Genomic DNA, 17,718 nt, shown 5'->3' on the forward strand with positions numbered 1-17,718 from the left:
GAGGCACAGAAAGGCTTCAAGGGTAAGCCGGTGCCGGCAGCCCGTAAAGCCTGTTCGAACTCCCCTGCGCAGGCTGCGGTCAACCGCACATCCCGCCTTGGAGACACCGCCATGAGAGCCCGTTATCGCTGGCCGCTGATCGGCCTTGCCAGCTTCATCGTGCTGCTGGTGGCCCTGCACCTTGCCCTGCCCTATCTGGTGCGCGATTACCTCAACCAGAAACTTGCCGACATGGGCGACTACCGCGGCCAGGTGGCCGACGTGGACCTGGCCTGGTGGCGCGGTGCTTACACCATCAACGGGCTGCAGATCGTCAAGACCACCGGCAAGGTGCCGGTGCCGCTGCTAAATGCCCCGGTCATCGACCTGTCGGTAAGCTGGCATGCCCTGTGGTACGACCATGCCGTGGTGGCAGAAGTGGCGTTCGTGCGCCCCGAACTGAACTTCGTCGACGGCGGCAACAAGCAGAACTCCCAGACCGGCCAGGGCACCGACTGGCGCCAGCAGTTGGAAAAGCTGCTGCCGATCACCCTCAACGAAGTGCGCATCAACGACGGCGTGCTGACCTTCCGCAATTTCAATTCCAAACCCCCGGTCACCCTCAAGGCCACAGACCTGCAGGCCAGCGTGCGCAACCTCACCAATATTCGCGACGAAGCCGGCCGGCGGGATGCCAGTTTCCAGGCCACGGCGCTGATTGCAGGGGATGCCAAGGTGGAAAGCCGCGCCACGTTCGACCCCTTCAGCGACTTTGACGATTTCGAATTCCGCCTGCGGGCTACCGGCATCGAGCTGCGCAAGCTCAACGACTTCGCCAGTGCCTACGGCAAGTTCGACTTCAAGGCCGGGCGCGGTGACGTGGTGATCGAGGCCCAGGCCACCAATGGCCGGCTGAGCGGGTACATCAAGCCGCTGCTGCGCGATGTGGAGGTGTTCGACTGGCAACAAGACGTGCAGAACAAGGACAAAGGGGTGCTGCGCTCGGTATGGGAAGCGCTGGTCGGTGCCACGCAGACCGTGCTGAAAAACCAACCCAAGAACCAGTTCGCCACCCGCGTGGAGTTGAGCGGCAGCGTGCGCAAACAAGACATAAGCGCGTTCGAGGCGTTTCTGCAGATTCTGCGCAACGGCTTTGTCCAGGCATTCAACGCGCGCTACGAACGTGGCGCTCCGGATACCGACTGAGCGCCCGTGACTGGGCATTCAAGGGCTGAATACCGGGTGTGCATTTGCAGCCGGGTAGCCCCGCGTTATAGTCGAGGGCTAATCAAATATTGGTGTTGCCGGTACCAACACGGGGCCGGCCACCCGCAGAGGACAACCCCATGAAGTTCGAAGGCACCCGCGATTACGTCGCCACTGACGACCTGAAACTGGCCGTGAACGCGGCGATTACCCTCGAACGCCCGCTGCTGGTCAAGGGCGAGCCGGGCACCGGCAAGACCATGCTCGCCGAGCAACTGGCGGCTTCATTCGGTGCGCGCCTGATTACCTGGCACATCAAGTCCACCACCAAGGCCCAACAGGGCCTGTACGAGTATGACGCGGTCAGCCGCCTGCGCGACTCGCAACTGGGCGTGGACAAGGTCCACGATGTGCGCAATTACCTGAAGAAGGGCAAGCTGTGGGAGGCATTCGAGGCCCAGGAGCGGGTCATTCTGCTGATCGATGAAATCGATAAGGCTGACATCGAGTTCCCCAACGATCTGCTGCAAGAACTCGACAAGATGGAGTTCTACGTCTACGAGACGGATGAGACGATCAAGGCCACGCAGCGGCCGATCATCATCATTACCTCGAACAACGAAAAAGAACTGCCTGACGCCTTTCTGCGTCGCTGCTTCTTCCATTACATCGCCTTCCCCGACCGCAGCACCCTGCAGCAGATCGTCGATGTGCACTACCCCAACATCAGCCAGTCGCTGGTCAGCGAAGCGCTGGATGTGTTCTTCGACGTGCGCAAGGTGCCAGGGCTGAAAAAGAAGCCGTCCACCTCCGAACTGGTGGACTGGCTGAAGCTGCTGATGGCTGACAACATCGGCGAAGCCGTGTTGCGCGAGCGTGACCCCACCAAGGCCATCCCGCCGCTGGCCGGTGCGCTGGTCAAGAACGAGCAGGACGTGCAACTGCTGGAGCGCCTGGCCTTCATGAGCCGGCGCGGCAACCGCTGACGGAGCCGGGCCATGCTGCTCAACCTGTTCAATGAAATGCGCGCGGCCAAGGTGCCCGTTTCGGTACGCGAACTGCTCGACCTGCACCAGGCCCTGCAGCGGCACGTGGTGTTCGCCGACATGGACGAATTCTACTACCTGGCCCGCGCCATTCTGGTGAAGGACGAGCGCCATTTCGACAAGTTCGACCGCGCCTTCGCCGCCTACTTCAACGGCCTTGAGAACCTCGACAGGCACATCGAGGCGCTGATCCCCGAAGATTGGCTGCGCAAGCAATTCGAGCGTTCGCTGAGCGACGAGGAACGCGCGCAAATCCAGTCGCTCGGTGGCCTGGACAAGCTGATTGAAGCGTTCAAGCAGCGCCTTGAAGAGCAAAAGGAGCGCCACGCCGGCGGCAACAAGTGGATCGGCACTGGTGGCACCAGCCCGTTCGGCTCGGGTGGCTACAACCCCGAAGGCATCCGCGTGGGCGATGCCGGCAAGCGCCAGGGCAAGGCCGTGAAGGTGTGGGACCAGCGCGAGTACCGCAACCTGGACGACCAGGTGGAACTGGGCACCCGCAACATCAAGCTGGCCCTGCGGCGGCTGCGCAAGTTTGCCCGGGAAGGTGCTGCAGAAGAGCTGGATATCGACGGCACCATCGACCACACCGCCCGCGATGCCGGCCTGCTGAACATCCAGATGCGCCCGGAGCGGCGCAATACGGTGAAGCTGCTGTTGCTGTTCGACATCGGTGGGTCGATGGATGCCCACGTCAAAGTGTGCGAGGAGCTGTTCTCGGCGTGCAAGACCGAGTTCAAGCACCTGGAGTACTACTACTTCCACAATTTCGTCTACGAGTCGGTGTGGAAGAACAACCTGCGCCGCACCTCGGAGCGGTATTCAACCTTTGATGTGCTGCACAAGTACGGCGATGACTACAAGGTGGTGTTCGTGGGGGACGCCGCCATGGCGCCTTATGAAATCACTCAGCCCGGCGGTAGCGTGGAGCACTGGAACGAAGAGGCCGGCTATGTGTGGATGCAGCGCTTCATGGAGAAATTCAGGAAGATCATCTGGATCAACCCGTACCCCAGACAGGCCTGGGACTACACCGCGTCCACCCACTTGGTACGGGACTTGATCGAAGACAAGATGTACCCGCTGACCTTGCAGGGGCTGGAAGACGGGATGCGGTATTTGTCGAAGTAAGCGTTGGGGCTTGTGGCATGTGTTCGCTGCAACAGGGTTTACGCCTATGAGATCGAGCGCCGCTGCGCGGCGCATCGCGAGCTGCGCTCGCTCCTACATTTTTTGGGCCAATTACGCTGCAATAACCGTAGGAGCGAGCAAAGCTCGCGATAGGGCCTGAAGCCCTACAACCAACGGCCCAGGTAACGCTCCTGCTCACGCCAGGCCTCATCCTGCACCACCGGCCTGAACCGTACGCCCGCCCCTGGCATGCACTGCGCCAGCTGGGCCAGCGCAAGGGGCGTCAACGCCCCCAGCCGCGGATACCCGCCAATGGTCTGCCGGTCATTGAGCAACACGATCGGCTGGCCATCCGGCGGCACCTGCACCGCACCCAGCGGTATGCCTTCGGAAATCATCGGCGCGCCCTGATAGACCAGTTGCGGGCCTAACAGGCGAATACCCATGCGGTCGGCCCGGCTGTCGAGCGTCCACTCCCGGTTGAATGCCTCGAACAGGCTGGTACCACTGAAATCGCCAATTTGTGCGCCTATCACCATATCCAGCACGAGGTTTTGTGCAATGGGCGGGCGCTGCGCCAGCGGCACCTCGCGCAGCGGGGCGACAGTACCGGTAAACGTCAGGCACTGGCCTTTCACCAGTGCAGCACCCTGCCCGTCCACACCCCCCAGCCCCTCACGCACCACGGTGGCACAACTGCCCAGCACCGGCGTGCCGTGAAAACCGCCTGGGGCTGCCAGATAGGCCCGCACACCGTTCCCGGGGTGTTGGAAGCTGAGCCGCTGCCCCTTGGCCAGCGTGAAGCTGCGCCAAGGCTGCAGGGGCTCATCATCGATGCAGGCGTGCAGGTGCGCGCCGGCCAGGGCCAGTACGCAATCCTGCCGGGCCTCGACGCAGAAGCCACCCAACGCCACCTCGACCACCGGCGCGCCGAGCGCATTGCCCAGCAGCCAGTTGGCCCAGTACAGGGCCACCCAATCCAGCGCGCCGCCCTGGGTCACGCCCAGGTGGCGCACCCCGAAGCGCCCGGCGTCTTGCAACTGGCACAGTGGCGTGCTGGCCTGGATCTGCAAATGATTCATGGCTGCGCCTCGTCATCGCCGCCCAACGCCAGGAACTGGCTGCGCGAAACCGGCACGAAACGCACGCGGTCACCGGGTTGCAGCAAGCTGAAGCCTTCACGCTCGCGGTCGAACAACCGCACCGGGGTGCGCCCGATCAGGTTCCAGCCACCTGGCGATACCGCCGGGTACGCCGCCGTCTGGCGCTCAGCAATGCCCACGCTACCCGCCGCCACCTGCTTGCGCGGGGTGCTCAGGCGCGGGCTGGCCAGGCGTTCGTCCACCAGGCCCATGAAGCCGAAGCCGGGGGCAAAGCCCAGGGCGAACACAGGGTAATCACGATCGCTGTGCACGCGAACCACCTCGGCCTCGCTCAACCCACTGCGGGCTGCCAGCACGGGGAGTTCGGGGCCGACACTGGCGTGGTACCACACCGGAATTTCATGCCGGCGGCCACCACTCCCGGCGTCTGGCTGCAGGCCGTCCAGCGCCTGGGCGATCAACGCCCTCGCCTCGCTGGGTGGCAAGGCGAACTGCACCATCAAGGTGGTGTAGGAAGGCACGAGGTCCAACAGGTGCGCGCCAAATGCCGTACTCAGGCGCTGGCTGGCGGCGAGCATCCACGGCATGTTGGCCTCCTCGATACGCTGGAACAGCCGCACCATCAGGGTGTCGATGGCGACGACCTCGATGCGCGGCGTCACCGAGCCCCCAGTGCATCGAGGGCCTGACGTATCTGCCGCACCGCTGCCACCGAACTGTCGTTGTCGCCGTGCACGCAGAGCGTGGTGGCCTCCAGGCACAGGTGGCTGCCGTCGTCTGCTACCAGCGTGTCGCCCCGGGCCAGGCTAACGGCCTGCTGCACTACCCGCGCCGGGTCGTGGTGCACAGCACCGGGCAAGCGGCGCGACACCAGGTGGCCGCTGGCCGTATAGGCGCGGTCGGCGAATGCCTCGAACCACAATGGCACGCCGAGCTCATCACCCAAGGCCTGGGCGGGGCGATTGTCGGCGGTGGCCATCAGCACCAGCGGCAGGTCGCTGTTGTAGGCCGCCACAGCTTCCAGCACGGTCCGCAGAACGAGCGGGTCGGCCATCATGTCGTTGTACAGCGCGCCGTGGGGCTTCACATAGGCCACACGCCCGCCCTGCACCTTGCAGATGCCGCCCAGCGCGCCGATCTGGTAGTGCAGCAGGTCGCGGATTTCTTCCGGGCTGCAGGCCATGGAGCGGCGGCCAAAGCCGACCAGGTCCGGGTAGGCCGGGTGGGCGCCGATGCTCACCCCATGCTCCAGCGCCAGGGCCACGGTGCGGCGCATGGTGCCCGGGTCGCCAGCGTGGTAGCCGCAAGCGATGTTGGCGCAATCGATGTAAGGCATCACCTCGGCATCCAGGCCCATGCGCCATCTGCCGAAACTCTCACCCATGTCACAATTGAGCAGCATGTGAAGCCTCCCGATACCTGACCGTCAGCGCCAACTCTCCTTCACCACGCGGCGGCGCCCACCCACTATCAACCAGCCTATGCCCAGCAACACGCTTTCCACCAGGAATGCGAGCACGAACCCGCCCCCCACGCCCCAGCCGATCGCCTCAGGGACCAACACGATCTGGTAGGTGTAGCCATTGAGGGTTTCTTCGCGCAGCTGCGGGTCGGCCTGCACCAGCACATGCCAGGTGCGCTGCGCCCACGACCCTTGCAGGGCCTGCCATTCGGTTTCCAGCAACTGGTTGCGGATCATCAGGCTTTCGATGCTGTTGGCATCGCTGTTGAACACCGGGTCGTCGCTGCTGCGGTAGTGCCGCAGCAGGGCTTGCAGGTCGCCATTGAAGAAGCGCTCGGCTGTCTGGCGGAAGCCGTCCAGCGCCTCGCGGGACTCGAACAGGTGCGCCTCGACACGCTGGCTATAGTCCTTGACCAACCCCGGGACCTGGATACCGACCAGCAGGCCGAAGGTGAACAGCAGCAACCGCAGGTAACTTCTGAACATGCAGCGTCCTTAGCTTTGGCCGTGCGCGGTGCACTCTCCGTGCCGCCACAGGGCCCATTGACCTGGCTCATAACGGTTCCAGGTCTCGTTCTCGGTCAAGGCCTCGGTGGCGATCACCGTGACCACGTCGTTGGGGGTGGTTTGGGTATGGAAATCGACGATCAGGTCGACATCCTTCAACCGCGCCGCACCAAAGGGGGCCCGGCGGGTGATGTGCACCAGCTTGGTGGAGCAGAAACAGAACAGCCAGTCCCCGTCACTGAGCATGCAGTTGAACACCCCCAGGCTGCGGTAACCGGCACAGGCTTCGACCAGCACCGGCAACAGCTGTTCAACCGGCACGGGGTCGGGGAAGGCGCTGCGCACGCGGTTGAGCAGGTCGCAGAAGGCTGCTTCGCTGTCGGTGTCGCCCACAGGCCGATAGAAGCCATTGCCGCCCTTGAAATCACCCAGCTGACCGTTGTGCGCGAAGCACCAGTTGCGGCCCCACATTTCCCGCACGAAGGGGTGGGTATTGGCCAGGCAGACCTTGCCCACGTTGGCCTGGCGAATATGGCCGATCACCACCTCGCTCTTGATCGGGTAGCGCTGCACCAGGTTGGCCACCTCCGACTCGCTGCTGGCGGCCGGGTCCTGGAACAGGCGCAGGCCACGCCCTTCATAGAAGCCAATGCCCCAACCGTCACGGTGCGGGCCGGTACGCCCACCGCGCTGCATCAGGCCGGTGAAGCTGAATACGATATCGGTGGGAACGTTGGCACTCATGCCCAGCAGTTCGCACATGGCTATGTCTCCGCTTACAAACGGGGCTCGACCCGGCCACCGCCCTGTGGGGCGGCTGGCGCGGGGTCGCGGTAACGGTCGTGGCGCTCCGCAGCCAACGGTGCCTGCGCAGCAAGCTGCTCGTCTTCAGCCGCCTCGCGCTGGGCGGCCGCTTCTGCGCGCAGGCGGCGCTCACGGGCGCGTTTTTCCAGCGGCCAGCGCAGCAGCACGAAGACGCCATACAGGATAAAGGCGATGAGCCCGTACATGGCGAAGTCCGACACCGCCCGCCAGGCGTTGTTGCCGACCTTGAAGGCGACGTCCAGGGCGGTGATGGCGATGGCCGGGGCGAAGTTGTCCTTCACCGGGTCGACCACGGTCGGGGTGAACAGCAACACGGCCAGTATTACCAGCAGCGGCTCGCGCAGCCAGCGCCACATCCAGGCGGTGAGCTTGAAGCCCACCAGCAGGCAACCCAGGGCCGCCACTGCGTAAAGGCCCCAGGCAAGGGTGTAGTCGTTCTCGATCATGGTGTGGGTGCAAGCCAGGCAAATAGATGCCTATGATAAACACTTTTCCGGGCGCAGACAGCGTCTCCCTGTTTCGGCCAAGAGATCCCCAATGCCCAGCAAGCCACAGCCGCCCATCGCCCGCGCCGACCATGCCGCCGACCCGTACGCCTGGCTGCAACAGCGCGACACCCCTGAAGTGCTCGCCTACCTGCACGCCGAAAACGACTACCAGCAAGCCTGCCTGGCAGACCAGGCGCCCCTGCGCGAGCAGCTGTTCGAAGAAATAAAGGGCCGCATCCAGGAAACCGACCTGTCGCTGCCCACCCCTTGGGGGCCGTACCTGTACTACACCCGCACCACGGCGGGGGATGAATACCCACGCCACTACCGCTGCCCGCGCCCTGCCGACGATTCCAACACCGTCGACCAGGCCCAGGAGCAACTGCTGCTCGACCCCAACGCCCTGGCAGACGGCGGCTTCCTGTCGCTGGGCGCCTTCAGTGTCAGCCCGGACCACCGCCTGCTGGCCTACAGCCTGGACACCAGCGGCGACGAAATCTACACCCTCTACGTGAAGGACCTCGCCACCGGCGCGCTCACCACCCTGCCCTTCGAAGAGTGCGATGGCAGCCTGACCTGGGCCAACGACAGCCAGACGCTGTTCTTCGCCGAGCTTGACGACACCCATCGCCCCTGGCGCCTGCGCCGCCACACGCTGGGTAGCGATGTGGCGCACACGGTGTTCGAAGAGCCAGACGGGCGGTTCTTCCTGCATTGCTACCGCACCAGTTCCGAACGCCAGCTGGTGCTGCTGCTGGGCAGCAAGACCACCAGCGAAGCCTGGGTGCTGGATGCCGATACCCCGCAGCAGCCGTTCACCTGCCTGGCATCGCGCGAGGAAGGCCACGAGTACTTCCCCGACCACGGCCAGCTGGACGGTGAGTGGCGCTGGTTCATCCGCACCAACCAGGACGGCATCAACTTCGCCCTGTACCACGCCCCGTCCATGCCGGTGCCAGGCCGTGACGCCTGGCAGCAACTGGTCGCGCACCGTGACGACATCATGCTGGAGGGGCTGAGCCTGAATGCCGAGGCGCTCACCCTGAGCCTGCGCGAGGGTGGCTTGCCCATCATCGAAGTACGCCCTCAGGGCCTGCCTGCCTACCGGGTGCAGTTGCCTGACGCTGCCTATAGCCTGTACGTGCAGGACAGCCTGGAATTCGCCAGCCCGCGCCTGCGCTTGCGCTACGAAGCACTCAACCGCCCGGCCCAGGTACGCCAGCTGGAACTGGCCGACGGTGCCCAGGTGGTGCTCAAGCAAACCCCGGTACTGGGGCCCTTCGATGCTGACGACTATGTCAGCGAACGCCTGTGGGCCACCGCGGCGGACGGTACCCGGGTGCCGATCAGCCTGGTGCGTCGCCGTCAGGACCTGGGCCGCACGGTACCGTTGTACCTGTATGGTTATGGCGCCTACGGCGAGAGCCTGGATCCGTGGTTTTCCCACGCGCGGCTGAGCCTGCTCGAGCGCGGCGTGGCCTTTGCCATTGCCCACGTGCGCGGCGGCGGTGAACTGGGTGAGGCCTGGTACCGCGCCGGCAAGCAGGCGCACAAGCACAACACCTTCAGTGACTTCATTGCCTGTGCCGAACACCTGATTGGCGAAGGCGTGACGGCCAGCGACCGGCTGGCCATCAGTGGCGGCAGTGCGGGTGGCTTGTTGATCGGCGCTGTGCTGAACCTGCGCCCCGACCTGGTGCGTTGCGCCATTGCCGAGGTGCCGTTCGTCGACGTGCTCAACACCATGCTCGACCCCGAGCTGCCGCTGACGGTGACCGAGTACGATGAATGGGGCAACCCGCAGGAGCCGCAGGTGTACGAGCGGATCAAGGCCTATGCCCCCTACGAGAACGTGAAGGCACAAGCCTACCCCGCCATGCTGGTGGTGGCCGGCTACAACGACAGCCGCGTGCAATATTGGGAGGCGGCCAAATGGGTGGCGCGCCTGCGTACTTGCAAGACCGACAGCCACCTGCTGCTGCTCAAGACCGAGATGGGCGCTGGCCACGGCGGTATGAGCGGGCGCTACCAGGGGCTGAAGGACGTGGCGCTGGAATATGCGTTCGTGCTCGGTGAGCTGGGGGTATAGCCGGCACCTGCCGGCGGTGTGATCACTTCCCGGGCGTCACGGGTTTGTCTGCCTCCTGGCGCAAACCTGGCAGCGGTTGGTCCTTCGGCGGCCCGGGCACGGGCATCGGCGGCAGCAGCGGCGCCCCTGGTTCAGGGTCGTAGGCCTTGGGCGGGCTGCTTGGGGTGATCTGCGGGTAGGGCGTTGGGGTTGGCGTGCCGGGTGCGCCGGGCACCGGCGTGCTCAACCTGGGCGGCGTGCTGGCGGCTTCGGCCAACGGCACGCCTGCCAGCATTGTCATGGCGAGGATCGCAGCGAGCATCAGCAACCTCCTGTCTAGAAACTTCCTACAGGCTACGCTGATATTGCGGTTTGTGCCTGTCCGTCAGCCCCGCAAGCGCGCTAGACTCGATGGCATAACCGTCACCTGCCTGATCAGAACGAAGGAAACACCATGACCTCCTCCACTTCCGCCGCCACTGCGCGCCTGGACCGTATTCTGGCCGATGCCAAGCGTGACAAGGAAATGGGCTACCGCGACAAGGCCCTGAGGATGTACCCCCACGTGTGCGGCCGCTGCGCCCGGGAATTTGCCGGCAAGCGCCTGAGCGAGCTGACGGTGCACCACCGCGACCACAACCACGACAACAACCCGCAGGACGGCTCCAACTGGGAACTGTTGTGCCTGTACTGCCACGACAACGAACATTCGCGCTACACCGACCAGCAATACTTCAGCGAAGGCTCCACCAGTACCCCCAGCATCGCCAAGGCCACCCACAACCCGTTCGCCGGCCTTGCTGGCCTGCTGAAGAAGGACTGACCATCGAGCCCCCGCTACGGCCGGGCAGCCCGTATAATCGCGCTTTTTTGCGAAGGGCCCCGGTACGTGGCTAACAAACGATACAGTTGCATTGGCCTGTTCAACCCCAAGTCGGCCGAGAACGTTGGCTCGGTCATGCGCGCAGCAGGCTGCTACGGGGTCAACTCGGTGTTCTATACCGGCAAGCGCTACGAGCGCGCCCGTGACTTCGTCACCGACACCAAGCGTGTGCACTACGACATCCCGCTGATCGGCATCGACGACCTGCAACGCATCATCCCGCTAGGCTGCACGCCTGTGGCGGTCGAACTGGTGGAGGGCGCCCGCCCGCTGCCCGAATACACCCACCCAGACCGCGCCCTCTACATCTTTGGCCCCGAAGACGGCAGCCTCAGTGCCGAGGTACGTGCATGGTGCGAAGAAACCATCTACATCCCTACCGAAGGCTGCATGAACCTGGCAGCGACCGTGAACGTGGTGCTGTATGACCGCCTGGCCAAAGGGCTCAACACCCGCTCGGGGCCCAAGTTCAAGTAGGCGCACGTGCCGCTGGCGAGGCTGCCCGGCAACCCGACTGAACGACGCCAAGGGCAGGCGGGTCAGCTGCATACACTTCACAAGGAGGGCTTGCCATGCTTGATAACCATGCTATTGCGCCATCAAAGGGCCAGAACGTTCACGGCATCGAGCGCGTCAGCTCGCTGGCGGGTGGGGCGCTGATGGTTACCCGAGGGCTGCGTCAGGGCGGTGTGCTTGGGCTGCTGAAGGTGGCTGTGGGCGGCCTGGCGCTGGCCCGGGGCCTGAGCGGCCACTGCGCCACCAAGGCCTGGCTGCAGCGCAACCGCCAGGAATACAACCGGCTGCGTACAGACCTGCAACGCAGCGGTGCTGAGCTGGAGGCCTTGAAAGACAGCGCCAAAGCGGCTACTGAAGGTGTCACGGTCACCGGCAAGGACCCTGTGGCTGATACCTGACGCGTCGGGCGTGGTGCCTTTAACGCAAGGCCTTGCTCTGTAACACGTCGGAGCTGCGCCCCAGCACGTTCTCGCTGATCTTCACGAACTCCTCCGTGCTGACGCTTGGCAGGCGCATCAAACCGCGCGCCACGTCATCGAGAGAACGCTTGGCCTGGGTGTGGATGCGGATTTCCTTGTCCAGGGCCTGCAGCAACATCACGCCCCGCGCTACCTGGGCGGGGCTGGCCTGGTCGCCCTTGAGTGTGGTGACCTTGGCGCCCTGCTTGCTCAGCCGCGCCTGCCAGGCCTGATAACGGTCGTCGCTCATGCCACCAGAGCGGCGCAGCAGTTCGCTGGCGTAGTAATCCGTCAGGCTCTCCACCAGCCAGTCACTGCCGTCGCGTGCGCGAATCTGGGTAAACAGCTGCACGACCTCGCGCAACAATGGACTGCTGCCGTTCTCGCTGACCATCGGCCTGGCGCTGTGCAGGTACAACGAGCCATGGGCCGCCATTGGCCCGCGCCACATGCCGTCCCGCGCACCGACCACCAACAGTTTGGGCGGGTTGCGCGGGAACGTCGCCTGCAGCTGTGGCCATACATAGGTGAGCAAGGTCAGGCTGTCCATGCGCCGCATACCCTGCCCCACGGGCGCTGCCACGGTCACATCGGTGTTGCCCAGGCGGGCGCGGCGGCTGCCCAGGTCACCGGCCAGTACCCAGCCCGTCGGGCGGTCGAACAGCCGCGAACTGTCGTCGATACGGAATTTGTGCTTGCCAATACGCGGCCAGGCGGTTTCGACGCTCTTCCAGCCCTCGGGCAGGTCGAAGGTGAGCCGCGCGACCAGTTCGGTGCCGTCCTGCTGGTCGAGATGCGCCGGGGGAACCAGCTGATCGCCCTGAAACAGCGCCCAGTGCGGGGTGATCCTGGCACCATAGGCGCCGTTGCTGTGCTTCTGGTCCAGTTGCACGCGGTAGCTGAGGCTGGTCTTGCCGGAGGCCGGTTGCCACACACCGTGCTCGCCACGCAGCTGCCACTGGCCGTCGGCCTGGAAACCGCTATACGCGCCGAGCTTGCCCAGGTCGAAATCCAGGCTGCGCACAGCACTGCCGTCAGCCAGGGTGACGCGAACTTCGGCCTGGCCGCTGGCGGGCATCAAGCGTACCTGGTAGTCCAGGTCGACCTTTTTCGCCCAGGCGGGTGAGGCGGCCAGCAGGCCCAACAGCAACAACGGGTGGCAACGCATAACACAACTCCTTGTCCCCCGCCGCAGCGAGGCGCGCCGTTAACTGGCGCGGAAAATCAGGTGGTTTTCCCAGTCATCTTCGTGCACGGCCTGCTCACTGAGCATACGCCCACCCCGGGAGATGCGCTGTTCGTGCACCTGTTGGCGGTCGCCGCAAACCAGGTGGTGCCAGGCCGGCAGGTCCTTGCCTTCGCTGACCAGCCGGTAACCGCAGGTGCTGGGCAGCCAGCGGAACTGGTCGGCCTTGCCAGGGGTAAGCTGGATGCAATCGGGTACGTGGGCGAAGCGGTTGGGGTAGTCGCTGCACTGGCAGGTGTTCAGGTCCAGCAACTTACAGGCGATGCGCGTGTAATAGACGCTGTTGTCGTCTTCATCCTCAAGCTTTTGCAGGCAGCACAGCCCGCAGCCATCGCACAGCGATTCCCACTCTTGCAGGCTGAGTTGTTCAAGGGTTTTACCACGCCAGAACGGCGCGTTTTCAGCGTTCATCCCACGGTTTTCCTGCATTAGGGCAGCTACAAGCTGCAAGCTAGAAGCTGCAAGCAAAGGCAGCGCGCACGGCTTTGTCTTGCCGCTTGCAGCTTGTAGCTTGCAGCTATCCTTAGTAGCCGCGAGCGAAGTCGACTTCACCGCGCAGCGCCTGGCCGGTGCCATAAGCTCGCACATTTTCGACGAACAACCGCACCATCGCGGCAGGCGAGGTCGGCGCCGAGCTGTGGCCGGTCAGCAACAGGCCCCAGGCGGTCCAGAATGGGTGCTGCCGGGGCAACGGCTCCTGGCGGCACACATCGATCACCGCACCGGCCAGGTGGCCCTGCTTCAAGGCCTCCACCAGGTCGCCATCAACCACCGACACACCGCGCCCGGCATTGATGAACAACGCCGTGGGCCGGAAGCGCCTGAACATGGCCGCGTCATAGATATCATGGGTGGCCGGTGTATCGGGCAGCAAGTTCAATACATAGTCCACCTCGCCCACCAGGCGTGGCAGGTCCTCAAGCGCCGCAACCTCGACGAACGGCGCCTGCTCCCGGGCGCTACTCGCCACGCCATAGAGCACCACACCAAACGGCTGTAGAAACGCCGCCACACGCTGGCCGATATCACCGGTGCCCACCACCAGCACCTTGCGCCCTTCGAGGGAACAGCCCTGACGGTCATCCCAGCGCCGCTCCACCTGGCTGACCAGGCGCGACAACACCTCCCGCTCATGCCCCAGCATGTAGGTCAGCATGTACTCAGCCATCACCTGGCCGAAAATGCCCACTGCCCGGGTGAGGCGGTAGCTGCGTGGCAGGCCCGGCGCCAGCAGCGGCGTGATCCCGGCCCAGGTGGTCTGCACCCATTGCGGCACATGACCCTGGCGCAGCAGGCTGGCCAGCAGGTCCGGCTGGCCCAGCCACACCGGGCACTGCGCAGCAAAGCGCGACAGTTGCGCGGAGTCACCGCTGGTCAGCACTTCAAGGTCAGGTGCGGCCTGGGCCAGCAGTTCGGCATAACGCGCATGCTTATGCTCGGCAATCAGTACACGCATGATCAGGCCGGGTCGTTACGGCGCAGCAACTCTTCGGGCAGGTGCTCGATGTAGTCGTCGTCCGGTGGCGGCATTTGCAGGTGATAGCCCTGGTTTTCCAGGTTCTCCAGCACCTTGGCGATGTCTTCACGGGCCAGCTTGCGCTCTGGGGTCAACACCAGGTCAAAGGCATGCTGGGGCGTGCCGAAAAACGGCAACAGGGCTTCGGGCACGCGCTCCAGGCCATCGGCCTTGAGCAGGTACAGGTACATTTCGCGCTTGCGCGGGCTCTTGTAGATGGAGCAGATACGTTTCATCGGGTTTCTCCGGCGCCTGCCAGGCTGTTCAGCAGGGCCTGGCCCATGCGCTCGCGACGCCAGCCGCGCAGCGAATCGGGCAATTGATAAGGGCCATTGGGGTAGCCGCTCTTGAGCAACGCCTCAAGGGTTTTCTTGCGCAGCATCAGCTCGGGCGCAATGCCCAGGCGCTCACCTTCGGCCTGCCCTACCGCGCGCAGCTGTTTCAAAATGCCGGAGGCTTCGATGGGCAACGGCTCGGGCAGTACCGGCGGCCACTGTTCCGGGGGCAGGCTGGCCGCACGCTTGATCAGCTGGACGAGAAACTCGCCGTCCTGGCGAATGGTACGTGGGTGCATCTCGTCGATGCGAGCCAGGGCTGCCAGGTTTCCGGGCTGGCTCTTGGCCATGGGCCACAGCGAGTGCTCCTTGAGGATGCGGTTGCGGGGCACGTCACGCTGGCGCGCCTCGCGCTCGCGCCAGGCGCACAGCTCGCGCAGCACCGCCAACTGCTGGGGCGCCAACTTCCAGGCCAGCTTCACATCGCGGTACAGGCCCTCGGGCTCCACGTCGCGGCGCAGCTGGGCCACCAGCTCAGCACCGTCCTCCAGTACCCACGCATATTTGTCGTCAGACAGGCGCGGGCGCACGGCACTGAACAGCTCCGCCAAGTGCACGGCATCTTCGGCGGCATAGCTGACCTGGGTATCGGAGAGCGGACGCTGCAGCCAGTCGGAGCGCGTCTCGCCTTTCGGCAAGTCGATGCCGAGTACCTCCTGCACCAGCCGCGAATAGCCCATGGAGAAACCCAGGTTCAGGTAACCCGCCGCCAGCTGGGTGTCGAACAACGGCTGCGGCAAACGCCCGGTCAGACGCAGCAGCACCTCGAGGTCTTCGCTGCAGGCATGCAGTACCTTGACCACACCGTTGTCTTCGAGCAGGTCGGCAAGGGGTTGCCAGTTGCCGATGAGCAGCGGATCGATCAGGAAGGCGCGCTTGCCGTCACCAATCTGGATCAGCCCGGCCTTGGGGTAGAAGGTGTCGACGCGCATGAATTCGGTGTCGACGGCGACGAAAGGCAGTTGGCGCCAGTCGCTGCAATGTGCGGCCAGGCTCTGGTCGTCACGGATCCAGTGTATTTCGATGGCCACGAGGCTCTCCCACTAACATTGGCGCGCAGTATATACGGCGCGGGCACTGCGGGTGAAACCCAGGCCATCGTCATTACCGACCAAGGGTGCTATTGGCCGTTGGCAGCGGCAAGCCAGGGGCGGCAGCCGGCAAACAGGTCCAGGGACCGCTGATACACCCCGGTATGCACCTGCAACAGGCCGAGCATCGAGTGGAACAGGTTGTCCTGGGACAACGGCGCATCGCCCAGCTTGGCCAGGCAACCGGTGTCCACGCCGAAGTCCTGCTGGTAACTGTCGGAGAACCAGGCCAGCAACGGTACGTGCTTTTGCTGCTCGGGGGCGATGGCGTAAGGGGTGCCATGCAGGAACAGGTTGTACTCGCCCAGCGACTCGCCATGGTCCGACAGGTAGATCATGGCCGTGTCCACCTTGTCCTGCTTGCTGCGCAGGGTATCGATGAGCGACGCCAGCACACGGTCGGTATAGGCCAGGGTGTTGTCGTAGCCGTTGATGATCTCCTGCTGGCTGCACTGGTCCAGGGCGTTGCTCTGGCACACCGGGGTGAAGCGCTGGTCGGCTTGCGGGTAGCGTTTGAAGTAGTCGGGGCCGTGGCTGCCCATCTGGTGCAGCACCAGCACGGTGTCTTTGTCGAGGTTGTCGATCAGCTCGCCCAGCCCTTGCAGCAGCACCTGGTCGTGGCATTCGCCGCCTGCGCACAATTGCGGGTCTTTCAGGTTGGTGAGGTTGACGTACTGCACACGGTCGCAGGTGCCTTTGCAGCCGGACTGGTTGTCGCGCCACTGCACGTCCAGGCCGGCACGTTTGAGGATGTCCAGCAGCCCTTCACGGTTTTTTGCCACGCGGGCGTCATAGTCCTTGCGCGCCATGCCAGAGAACATGCACGGCACCGACACTGCCGTTTCGGTCCCACACGAGTGCACATCGGAAAACGCCAGCAGGCCCTGTTCCTTCGCCAGGTTCGGCGTAGTGTCGCGGTCGTAGCCCAACACCCCAAAGTGGTCTGCACGGGCGCTCTCCCCGACCACCAGCACGGTCAGCGACTTGCGCTGGTGGCTGTGCCAGGCAGCGTCGCGGCTGGCATCTTCACCATACAGCTGGAACGGCCGCGAGGCTGTGGACACGCGCTCGCTCACATAAGTCATGGATGCGCCGACGATATTGCTGGGCGTCAGCATCAGGCGCAATTCATGGTGGTTGCGCAGCAGCGACGACAGGCCCTGGTAGTTGGCCAGGCCCACCGAGCCCAACCCCACCACGCACGCCGCGCTGATCACCAGCTTGCCCAGCAGCTCACGCTGCCAGGTGCGGTACACAACAGGCGCTTTCCACAGCAGCAGCGAAGGCACCACACCCAGCCCGAGTATGTACAGGGCGAACTTCAGCGACATCAGGTCGCGGACCTCGGCCACGTTGGTTTCGGCCATGTTGGCGAACATGCCGGCGTCGATCAGCACACCGTAACGGTTCATGAAGTACGCCACACCCGCGCCGCTCATGAACAACACGATCAGCAACGGCTTGAGCACGTAGCGGAAGGCGCACAGGGTCAGTATCAGGTTGAAGGCGAACAGCATCAGCACGGCGAACGCAAGGCTCAGCCACAAGCCCGGCAAGCCAGGCGGCACCACTTGTTCGAGGTGCTGCCAGAGAAAGAAGTTGAAGCCGATCAGCAGGTACAGGCTGGCCAGCAGCGTGACCCATTCGGTCCGCAGGGGTTTGATGTTGGGCATGGGCGTTCACAACCAGGCATGAGACCTCCCGGGCCGGATGGCGCCGGGAGCAAACTGCGCGAACTCTAGAAAGCGTGCCATCAATTTTATGTGAAAAATAACGTTACAATTCCGTGAGTCGCCTGTTTTCATGTGCCGAATGCAACTTGTTCAGCTGGCGTTCAGCCAACCCCGGCCGCCAGACC

Annotated in this window: 20 protein-coding genes; 7 read left to right on the plus strand and 13 right to left on the minus strand. The window is 64.3% G+C overall.

What is annotated here, in order from left to right; all coding sequences use genetic code 11:
- Nucleotides 1-111 precede the first annotated feature (111 nt).
- The 3 genes from IAE33_RS14295 (at nt 112) to IAE33_RS14305 (ending at nt 3,362) form a co-directional block, all read left to right on the plus strand.
- A complete protein-coding gene (locus IAE33_RS14295) occupies nt 112-1,185 on the plus strand; it encodes a DUF748 domain-containing protein (protein WP_201163981.1) in 1,074 nt (357 codons plus the stop codon).
- A gap of 140 nt (nt 1,186-1,325) precedes the next feature.
- On the plus strand, nt 1,326-2,171 hold the full coding sequence (locus tag IAE33_RS14300; RefSeq protein WP_028635428.1) for an AAA family ATPase: 846 nt from the start codon (nt 1,326-1,328) through the stop codon (nt 2,169-2,171).
- A 12-nt stretch (nt 2,172-2,183) separates the two neighbouring features.
- Nucleotides 2,184-3,362: a vWA domain-containing protein gene (locus IAE33_RS14305; protein WP_201163982.1), complete on the plus strand. Its 1,179-nt coding sequence runs from the start codon at nt 2,184-2,186 to the stop codon at nt 3,360-3,362.
- 164 nt (nt 3,363-3,526) lie between these two features.
- Here the strand turns inward: IAE33_RS14305 and IAE33_RS14310 are convergent, their stop codons facing one another.
- The 6 genes from IAE33_RS14310 to IAE33_RS14335 are packed head-to-tail and all read right to left on the minus strand — an operon-like array spanning nt 3,527 to nt 7,705.
- Nucleotides 3,527-4,444: a biotin-dependent carboxyltransferase family protein gene (locus tag IAE33_RS14310; RefSeq protein ID WP_201163983.1), complete on the minus strand. Its 918-nt coding sequence runs from the start codon at nt 4,442-4,444 to the stop codon at nt 3,527-3,529.
- On the minus strand, nt 4,441-5,127 hold the full coding sequence (gene pxpB / locus IAE33_RS14315; RefSeq protein WP_201163984.1) for a 5-oxoprolinase subunit PxpB: 687 nt from the start codon (nt 5,125-5,127) through the stop codon (nt 4,441-4,443). The genes IAE33_RS14310 and pxpB overlap by 4 nt, the downstream gene beginning before the upstream one ends.
- Nucleotides 5,124-5,867, minus strand: a complete 744-nt coding sequence (locus tag IAE33_RS14320) for a 5-oxoprolinase subunit PxpA (protein WP_201163985.1) — start codon at nt 5,865-5,867, stop codon at nt 5,124-5,126. Before IAE33_RS14320 ends, pxpB begins: the two co-directional genes overlap by 4 nt.
- A gap of 24 nt (nt 5,868-5,891) precedes the next feature.
- Nucleotides 5,892-6,413, minus strand: a complete 522-nt coding sequence (locus IAE33_RS14325; RefSeq protein WP_028635423.1) for a DUF2937 family protein — start codon at nt 6,411-6,413, stop codon at nt 5,892-5,894.
- 9 nt (nt 6,414-6,422) lie between these two features.
- Complete coding sequence (locus tag IAE33_RS14330) at nt 6,423-7,196, minus strand: class II glutamine amidotransferase (RefSeq protein ID WP_028635422.1); 774 nt, start codon at nt 7,194-7,196, stop codon at nt 6,423-6,425.
- A 14-nt stretch (nt 7,197-7,210) separates the two neighbouring features.
- Nucleotides 7,211-7,705 (minus strand): MFS transporter, encoded by a 495-nt coding sequence (locus IAE33_RS14335; protein ID WP_201163986.1) that lies wholly within the window; start codon nt 7,703-7,705, stop codon nt 7,211-7,213.
- Between the two features lie 91 nt (nt 7,706-7,796).
- Between IAE33_RS14335 and IAE33_RS14340 the strand changes: the two genes are divergently transcribed.
- Complete coding sequence (locus IAE33_RS14340) at nt 7,797-9,836, plus strand: S9 family peptidase (protein ID WP_201163987.1); 2,040 nt, start codon at nt 7,797-7,799, stop codon at nt 9,834-9,836.
- Between the two features lie 22 nt (nt 9,837-9,858).
- Here IAE33_RS14340 and IAE33_RS14345 read toward each other — a convergent pair whose 3' ends face one another.
- Nucleotides 9,859-10,137 carry a hypothetical protein gene (locus tag IAE33_RS14345; RefSeq protein WP_028635419.1) on the minus strand — a complete coding sequence of 93 codons (279 nt, stop codon included), beginning with the start codon at nt 10,135-10,137 and terminating at the stop codon, nt 9,859-9,861.
- 132 nt (nt 10,138-10,269) lie between these two features.
- Here IAE33_RS14345 and IAE33_RS14350 point away from each other — a divergent pair, with 132 nt between their 5' ends.
- From IAE33_RS14350 to IAE33_RS14360, 3 genes are all read left to right on the plus strand, one after another.
- Nucleotides 10,270-10,638 (plus strand): YajD family HNH nuclease, encoded by a 369-nt coding sequence (locus tag IAE33_RS14350; RefSeq protein WP_028635418.1) that lies wholly within the window; start codon nt 10,270-10,272, stop codon nt 10,636-10,638.
- A gap of 66 nt (nt 10,639-10,704) precedes the next feature.
- Nucleotides 10,705-11,175 (plus strand): RNA methyltransferase, encoded by a 471-nt coding sequence (locus IAE33_RS14355; RefSeq protein ID WP_028635417.1) that lies wholly within the window; start codon nt 10,705-10,707, stop codon nt 11,173-11,175.
- A 95-nt stretch (nt 11,176-11,270) separates the two neighbouring features.
- On the plus strand, nt 11,271-11,612 hold the full coding sequence (locus tag IAE33_RS14360) for a YgaP family membrane protein (protein WP_201163988.1): 342 nt from the start codon (nt 11,271-11,273) through the stop codon (nt 11,610-11,612).
- 19 nt (nt 11,613-11,631) lie between these two features.
- Here the strand turns inward: IAE33_RS14360 and IAE33_RS14365 are convergent, their stop codons facing one another.
- From IAE33_RS14365 to IAE33_RS14390, 6 genes are all read right to left on the minus strand, one after another.
- Complete coding sequence (locus tag IAE33_RS14365; RefSeq protein ID WP_201163989.1) at nt 11,632-12,840, minus strand: hypothetical protein; 1,209 nt, start codon at nt 12,838-12,840, stop codon at nt 11,632-11,634.
- A 39-nt stretch (nt 12,841-12,879) separates the two neighbouring features.
- Nucleotides 12,880-13,329, minus strand: a complete 450-nt coding sequence (locus IAE33_RS14370) for a YcgN family cysteine cluster protein (RefSeq protein ID WP_201163990.1) — start codon at nt 13,327-13,329, stop codon at nt 12,880-12,882.
- 112 nt (nt 13,330-13,441) lie between these two features.
- Nucleotides 13,442-14,374: a D-2-hydroxyacid dehydrogenase gene (locus IAE33_RS14375; protein WP_201163991.1), complete on the minus strand. Its 933-nt coding sequence runs from the start codon at nt 14,372-14,374 to the stop codon at nt 13,442-13,444.
- 2 nt (nt 14,375-14,376) lie between these two features.
- Nucleotides 14,377-14,670 carry a YcgL domain-containing protein gene (locus IAE33_RS14380; RefSeq protein ID WP_028635412.1) on the minus strand — a complete coding sequence of 98 codons (294 nt, stop codon included), beginning with the start codon at nt 14,668-14,670 and terminating at the stop codon, nt 14,377-14,379.
- Nucleotides 14,667-15,800: a ribonuclease D gene (rnd, locus tag IAE33_RS14385; RefSeq protein ID WP_201163992.1), complete on the minus strand. Its 1,134-nt coding sequence runs from the start codon at nt 15,798-15,800 to the stop codon at nt 14,667-14,669. The genes IAE33_RS14380 and rnd overlap by 4 nt, the downstream gene beginning before the upstream one ends.
- Before the next feature lie 89 nt (nt 15,801-15,889).
- Nucleotides 15,890-17,533 carry a phosphoethanolamine transferase gene (locus IAE33_RS14390; RefSeq protein ID WP_201163993.1) on the minus strand — a complete coding sequence of 548 codons (1,644 nt, stop codon included), beginning with the start codon at nt 17,531-17,533 and terminating at the stop codon, nt 15,890-15,892.
- Nucleotides 17,534-17,718: the final 185 nt, after the last annotated feature.

Origin of the sequence: Pseudomonas sp. S60, assembly GCF_016647865.1 — a bacterium.
Classification (GTDB): Bacteria; Pseudomonadota; Gammaproteobacteria; order Pseudomonadales; family Pseudomonadaceae; genus Aquipseudomonas; species Aquipseudomonas parafulva.